Origin of the sequence: uncultured Flavobacterium sp. (genome assembly GCF_963975005.1) — a bacterium.
In the GTDB taxonomy this organism is placed as follows: domain Bacteria; phylum Bacteroidota; class Bacteroidia; order Flavobacteriales; family Flavobacteriaceae; genus Flavobacterium.
On sequence record NZ_CAXBFR010000143.1, the window covers coordinates 1 to 6,879 of the forward strand.

Annotated in this window: 6 protein-coding genes; 2 read left to right on the plus strand and 4 right to left on the minus strand. The window is 29.9% G+C overall.

Features of this window, described 5'->3' with window-relative positions; all coding sequences use genetic code 11:
- On the plus strand, window positions 1–2,825 hold a 2,825-nt coding region (gene secA, locus AACZ53_RS13095), incomplete at its 5' end, for a preprotein translocase subunit SecA (RefSeq protein WP_339839296.1).
- Window positions 2,826–2,944: 119 nt separating this feature from the next.
- On the plus strand, window positions 2,945–3,334 hold the full coding sequence (locus tag AACZ53_RS13100; protein ID WP_339839299.1) for a hypothetical protein: 390 nt from the start codon (window positions 2,945–2,947) through the stop codon (window positions 3,332–3,334).
- Here the strand turns inward: AACZ53_RS13100 and AACZ53_RS13105 are convergent.
- The 4 genes from AACZ53_RS13105 to AACZ53_RS13120 all read right to left on the minus strand — a co-directional run bounded on the left by AACZ53_RS13105 (window position 3,331) and on the right by AACZ53_RS13120 (window position 6,669).
- Entirely contained in the window at window positions 3,331–3,513 is a 183-nt protein-coding gene (locus tag AACZ53_RS13105) for a hypothetical protein (protein WP_026716169.1), read from the minus strand. The two genes, AACZ53_RS13100 and AACZ53_RS13105, sit on opposite strands and share 4 nt — an antisense overlap.
- Window positions 3,514–4,452, minus strand: a complete 939-nt coding sequence (locus AACZ53_RS13110) for an ABC transporter ATP-binding protein (protein WP_339839302.1) — start codon at window positions 4,450–4,452, stop codon at window positions 3,514–3,516.
- Window positions 4,453–4,543: 91 nt separating this feature from the next.
- Complete coding sequence (locus AACZ53_RS13115) at window positions 4,544–5,851, minus strand: AarF/UbiB family protein (protein ID WP_339839304.1); 1,308 nt, start codon at window positions 5,849–5,851, stop codon at window positions 4,544–4,546.
- A 149-nt stretch (window positions 5,852–6,000) separates the two neighbouring features.
- Window positions 6,001–6,669: a TetR family transcriptional regulator C-terminal domain-containing protein gene (locus AACZ53_RS13120; protein ID WP_339839306.1), complete on the minus strand. Its 669-nt coding sequence runs from the start codon at window positions 6,667–6,669 to the stop codon at window positions 6,001–6,003.
- Window positions 6,670–6,879: the final 210 nt, after the last annotated feature.

A 6,879-nucleotide genomic window follows, 5' to 3' on the forward strand; every position in this document is an offset into this window, starting at 1 on the left:
TGCAGTTAATTGGTGGTGTGGTTTTACATCAAGGTAAAATTGCCGAAATGCAAACAGGTGAAGGTAAAACATTGGTAGCAACACTTCCTTTGTATTTAAATGCCTTAACTGGAAATGGTGTTCATCTTGTAACAGTAAATGATTATTTAGCACGAAGAGATAGTACTTGGAAAGCTCCTTTATTTGAATTTCACGGAATGACTGTTGATTGTATTGATAACCATCAACCAAACTCACCACAAAGAAGAAAAGCATACAACGCAGATATTACATACGGAACAAATAACGAATTTGGTTTCGATTATTTACGTGATAATATGGCTCATGCTCCAGAAGATTTAGTACAACGCAAACACAATTATGCAATTGTAGATGAAGTTGACTCGGTTTTAGTAGATGATGCTCGTACACCTTTAATTATATCTGGCCCAGTTCCACAAGGAGACAGACAAGAATTTAGTGAATTAAAACCTAAAGTCGAAAACCTAGTTAGTTTACAAAGACAATTGGCAACAGGATTTTTAACAGAAGCTAAAAAATTAATCAAAGAAGGAAACACTAAAGATGGTGGTTTTCAATTATTGAGATCATATAGAGCCTTACCAAAAAGTAAAGCATTAATCAAATTTTTGTCGGAAGAAGGAATTAAACAATTACTTCAAAAAACAGAAAATCAATATATGGCAGACAACAATCGTGAGATGCCAAAAGTTGATGAAGCATTATATTTTGTAATTGAAGAAAAAAACAATCAAGTTGAATTAACCGATAATGGAGTTCAATTTTTATCACAAGATACAGATTCAAGTTTCTTCGTTTTACCAGATATTGGAACTGAAATTCACAAAATCGAAAAAGCTAATCTTGAAAAAGAAGAAGAAGCTGAAAGAAAAGATGCATTATTCAAAGACTTTTCAATCAAATCAGAACGTATTCATACATTAACACAATTGCTTAAAGCATACTCTTTATTTGAAAAGGATACTGAATATGTTGTAATGGACAACAAAGTAATGATTGTTGATGAGCAAACTGGTCGTATTATGGATGGTCGTCGTTATTCTGACGGATTACACCAAGCGATTGAAGCTAAAGAAAACGTAAAGATTGAAGCTGCAACGCAAACATTTGCAACGGTTACTTTACAAAATTACTTCAGAATGTACAGCAAATTAGCTGGTATGACTGGTACTGCTGTAACTGAAGCTGGTGAATTATGGGAAATCTACAAATTAGATGTTGTTGAAATTCCAACAAACAAACCTATTGCTCGTAATGATAAAGAAGATTTGATTTATAGAACAGTTCGTGAAAAATTCAACGCTGTTATTGAAGATGTTGTTAAATTATCAAACTCTGGTCGTCCAGTATTGATTGGAACAACTTCTGTTGAAATTTCAGAATTATTAAGTCGAATGCTAAAAATGCGTGGTATTCAACACAATGTATTGAATGCAAAACAACACAAAAACGAAGCAGTAATTGTTGCTGAAGCAGGAAATCCTGGTGTTGTAACAATTGCAACAAACATGGCTGGTCGTGGAACGGATATTAAATTATCTCCTGAAGTTAAAAAAGCAGGTGGTTTAGCAATCGTTGGTACAGAACGTCATGATTCTCGTCGTGTTGACCGTCAGTTACGTGGTCGTGCTGGTCGTCAAGGAGATGTTGGTAGTTCTCAGTTCTATGTTTCTCTTGAAGATAACTTAATGCGTTTATTTGGTTCTGAAAAAGTAGCCAAAGTAATGGATAGAATGGGATTACAAGAAGGTGAAGTGATTCAGCATTCGATGATGACCAAATCTATTGAAAGAGCTCAGAAAAAAGTTGAAGAAAACGCTTTTGGAGTTCGTAAACGTTTACTAGAATATGATGACGTAATGAACGCTCAAAGAGAAGTTGTATACAAAAGAAGACGTCACGCTTTACATGGAGAACGTTTAAAGGTCGATATCGCGAATATGATGTATGACACTTGCGAACTTATCGTTCAAGAAAATAAAGGTGCTGGTGACTTTAAAAATTATGAATTTGAATTGATTCGTTATTTTTCAGTAACTGCTCCAATTACAGAAAGTGAATTCAACAAACTTTCAGAAATGGAAGTTACCGGAAAAACATATAAAGCTGTTTTAGCACATTACGAAGAAAAAGTAATTCGCAATGCAGAAGAAGCTTTTCCAGTAATTAAAAATGTGTACGAAAACAATAACGGAAAATACGAAAGAATTGTGGTTCCTTTTACAGATGGAATTAAATCTTTAAACGTAGTTACAAATCTTGAAAAAGCTTATGCTACTCAAGGTAAGTCGTTAGTTGGTGATTTTGAAAAGAACATTACTTTAGCTATTGTTGATGAAGCTTGGAAAAAACATTTACGTAAAATGGACGAAATGAAAACTTCGGTTCAGTTAGCGGTTCATGAGCAAAAAGATCCTTTATTAATTTACAAATTTGAAGCTTTCAAATTGTTTAAAAAAATGATTGATAATGTGAATAAAGAAGTAATTTCATTCTTATTTAAAGGTGATTTACCTTCTCAAAATCCAAATGATATTCAAGAAGCTAAACAAGAGCGTCAACAAGAAAACTATACAGAAAGTAAAGAATCAACTGAAATTAATAATTCAGCTGATGCCAATAGACAAGCTGGTCAAAATGCAAGTCAACAAAGACAAGTTACTGAAACTATAGTTAGAGACACACCAAAAATCAATCGTAATGACACTGTTACTATAAAGCATGTAATGAGTGGTAAAACGGAAACTATGAAGTTCAAAAAAGCAGAAAGCATGCTTACTTCTGGTGAATGGGTTTTAGTGTAAAAATTTAGAATTTAGAATTTAGAAATAAGAAATAAGAATTTAGAAATCCTCAATTGAAAAATTGGGGATTTTTTTTGGCAATAAAATTTAGATAAAATCGTTAATTTTAAAACAAAGCAATGAAAAAAATTATCTTTATACTTTCTGGAATAGCACTATTGTTAACTTTAGTCAGTTTTGGATTTTATGGAGTTAGTAAAATGATTTACAACAGTTGCTCTTGTGAACAGTTTAATATTGACAATATCGAATTACGAACTGGAATCAATATACCAAGCATAAAAAATACTGAATGTATTTATGATGAGATAACAAAAACTAAAAAAGCCACATTTCTAATTGACACTGAAAAAGTAGATTTAGAAGCTTATATTTTAAAAAATAAATTAGTAAAATCTGATTATGGTGAATTGTATGTTAAATCAAATAACATAAAAAGTCATTCATACCAAGGAGTTTTAAATAAAAAAATAGGAAAATTGAATGTTGAAATTAATTTTAAAGATTAATTTTGACTCTGTTTATTTCTATGTCTAATTGAAATAACCATTGCAACAATTAATACAATATTAGAAATAATTCTTAAATAGAATCCTTTATCATCACCATTGAAAACATAATTGTACAAATTAAAAATCAGTAATAATGAACTTGCAATTATAACAAAATAAGGTAATTTATTTTTCATTTATTTTTTCTTTAAACATACTTCATTCCCAATTTCAATAGCGTCACTATTTTTGAAAAACAACTTTCCATCATCATAAATAGCTTCAATTAAATAATGACTTCCTTTAAAGTAATTTTGAGATATAGTTACTTTCAATTTAGAACTTGCAACAACTTGCAATTGATTTGGATAAATTAATAAAGTTTCAGTTGAATTATCGTCAAAATAACTAGCCTTAACTTCATTAACATCATCAAAAAGTGAAGCTACATAATAATTAGGTGGATTTGCAATTAACTCTTCGGGAGAAGCATTTGCAATTTGTTTTCCGTCTTTTATCACAATTATTTCATCTACAAAAGGCAAATAATCGTTTTCATCGTGAGAAGCAATTATTGTTGTAATATTATGTTCTTTCAGGTATTTAAAAAGACTTCTTCGTAAACTATTTTTTCTAAAATTATCTATGTGACTAAAAGGTTCGTCTAGTAATAAAACTTCAGGTTCTAAAGCTAAAACTCTGGCCAAAGCTACTCTTTGCATTTGTCCGCCACTTAAAAATTTAGCTTTTACATTGGCAACTTCTGTCATTTCAACAATTTCGAGTAATTCTAGAATTCGATTTTGTTTTTTTTCTTTATCAATATTTGACAAATACTTTCCAACATTTTCAGCAACAGTTATAAAAGGCATCAAATCAAAATCTTGAGCCAAATATTTCATAAAATCCATTCCTGGAACTAAATGATGTTTTGGACCTAAAACTTCTTCGTCTTTCCAAAAAATCTGACCTTTATCTAAATCATGTAAACCATAAATAAGTTTTAACAACGTACTTTTTCCACAACCACTTTCACCAATAATAGCCAGATTTTTTCCTTCATGTAATTCATAAGAAAAGGTTGGAATAGTTTTTTGTTTTAAATAAGAAAACGAAATATTTTGAATCGAAAGCATAGCTAATTTTAAAAATACAAATTTACAATTAAATAAAAAAAGAGCACTACTCTTTTTAAAGTAATGCTCTTTTCAACAAACAAACTAAAAACTAATTGTATTTTTCGTACTGTTTTGTATCAACTCTCGCTTTTAAATCATTAAGTAAATTATACAACCCAAAAAATGTTCTGTTAATATATAAAAAATGTTTTGAGCCTCTATTACCGTTCATTTTTCTTAATTGTGTGTCTTTAGAAAAATCTTCACCCATTGCTGCGATTTGTCCAAAAAATTCTGTATCAGAAAAATCAAAAGAATCACCATGAAATGGTTTTGTAAACAAACTCAATAAACGGTGAAATAAAGCTGTAAAATATTCAATTTCTTTTGGAGAATCATCTTCTCTAAGAATTTCTAATTCGTATAATTTCTCATTGAAAAGAGTTGGATTATCAATTACTTCTGGTTGAGCTAATTGAAAATAAGGCACATAAAAACCTTCCGGAACTTGTTTTATACAACCAAAGTCAATGGCAATTAAATTTCCTTCTTTATCCACCAAAAAATTTCCTGGATGTGGATCAGCATGTACTTGTCTCAATTTATGAATTTGATACATGTAAAAATCCCATAAAGCTTGACCTAATCTATCTCCTAATTCTCTATCCGTATTATGTGCTGTAAATTCAGATAAATGTTCACCATTCATCCAATCCATTGTAATTATTTTTTCAGAAGAAAGTGCTTCATAATATTTTGGGAAACGTAAATTTTCAATTTGAGCACACGCTTTCGAAATCTCATTTCCTTGACGCAATTCCAAATTATAATCCGTTTCTTCCATTAATTTATATTCCACTTCCTTGAAATATTTTTCCGAATCTTTTCCTTGCAAATTAAACATCTTAATCGCAAAAGGCTTCACAATGGCTAAATCAGAACCAATACTATCAGCTACACCAGGATATTGAATTTTAACAGCCAATTCTTTTCCGTCTTTCGTAGCCTTATGTACTTGACCAATACTTGCAGCATTTACTGAATTTTCAGAAAATGTATCAAAAACCTCTTCTGGAAATTTATTCAAATATTTTTTAAACGTTTTTCTAACCAAAGGAGCCGATAAAGGAGGAACAGAAAATTGAGCTAAGGAGAATTTCTCTACATAAGCTCGAGGCATAATGTTCTTTTCCATACTTAACATTTGTGCTACTTTTAAAGCACTTCCTTTTAAGTTTTTTAAACCATCATAAATATCTTCCGCATTGTTTTCATTCAGCTTGTCTTTGTTTAAAGACGGATTTACCATCTTTTCACCATAGTAAGCTAAATAATTTCCACCAACTTTAAAACCGGTTTTTACCAGTTGTCCAGCACGTTCAATTTTGTTAGTCGGAATTTTGTCTAATGTTTTCATATCTTTTTATGCTGAACTTCTTTCAGCATCTTTTCTAATTTATAGTAAATCTGCATTCTTTTAACGTTACCCTATAGGTCAGAATATTTATTCTATATCCTAATCATGTTGGGAGGATGCCATTTCTATCCTTAACACAAATCTCGTTTTTAATTAAATCTTTCTTTCCAAATGAATTTTCCTAGATCTATCAAACTTTCAAGTGGCGTTGTGTCTAGAACATCTAAAACAGCTTTTACTGATTTTTCAATCATAATATCCGTTTTCTCAAATCCTTTGGAGGTATCGTCTAACCAAAATTTAAGTAAAAACAAAAATTGAATCCAAGCACCTTCTGCAAATAATGGCTTAGTAATTCTTTGAATTTGCTCATTTTTAGCCTCTTCATTCTCATCAATAATTTGATTAATAAATGATTTGAAATGTGTTCTCAACCCTTTTAATTGTTTCAAAGTTTTTAAACCCTCTTTATTTTCTTTTAAAGTATAATGCACATAACTTCTGTTTAAAGTTAGTACTTCAAACATAGTAAAATATAGAGACAACAACTTATTTCTGTTTGAATAAGAAGCGAAATTCTCATCTTTTGTTAAGTTAGAAGCTGTATTTTCGTAGAACTTAATCCAAATATCTTCTTTTAAAGCATCAATTGATCCATAAAAATTATAGAAATCAGTTTCCTCAATTTCATTTTCTTTACAAAACAAGTATACATTTTTAGGTTCAGCATTATTAGATAAAACACTATCCATATATAGACTTACAAGCGTGTTGTCATCTATTTTTTTCTTTTTGGTTGTAGTTTTTTTGACTGCCATAATTGTATTATTTATTACGATATAAATTTACAAAAAACGTTTAACTTATTTCGGAATAAATTAAACAAATTTTTGTTAAAGTTCTTTCAAAAAAAAAGACTACTTCATTTGAAGTAGTCTCTAAATATTTTTTAATAAAATAGTAACCTATTTTCCTGCTTCTTTTTCAGCATCTTGTATCATTTTATCATTTGCAGTAATGGCAAACTC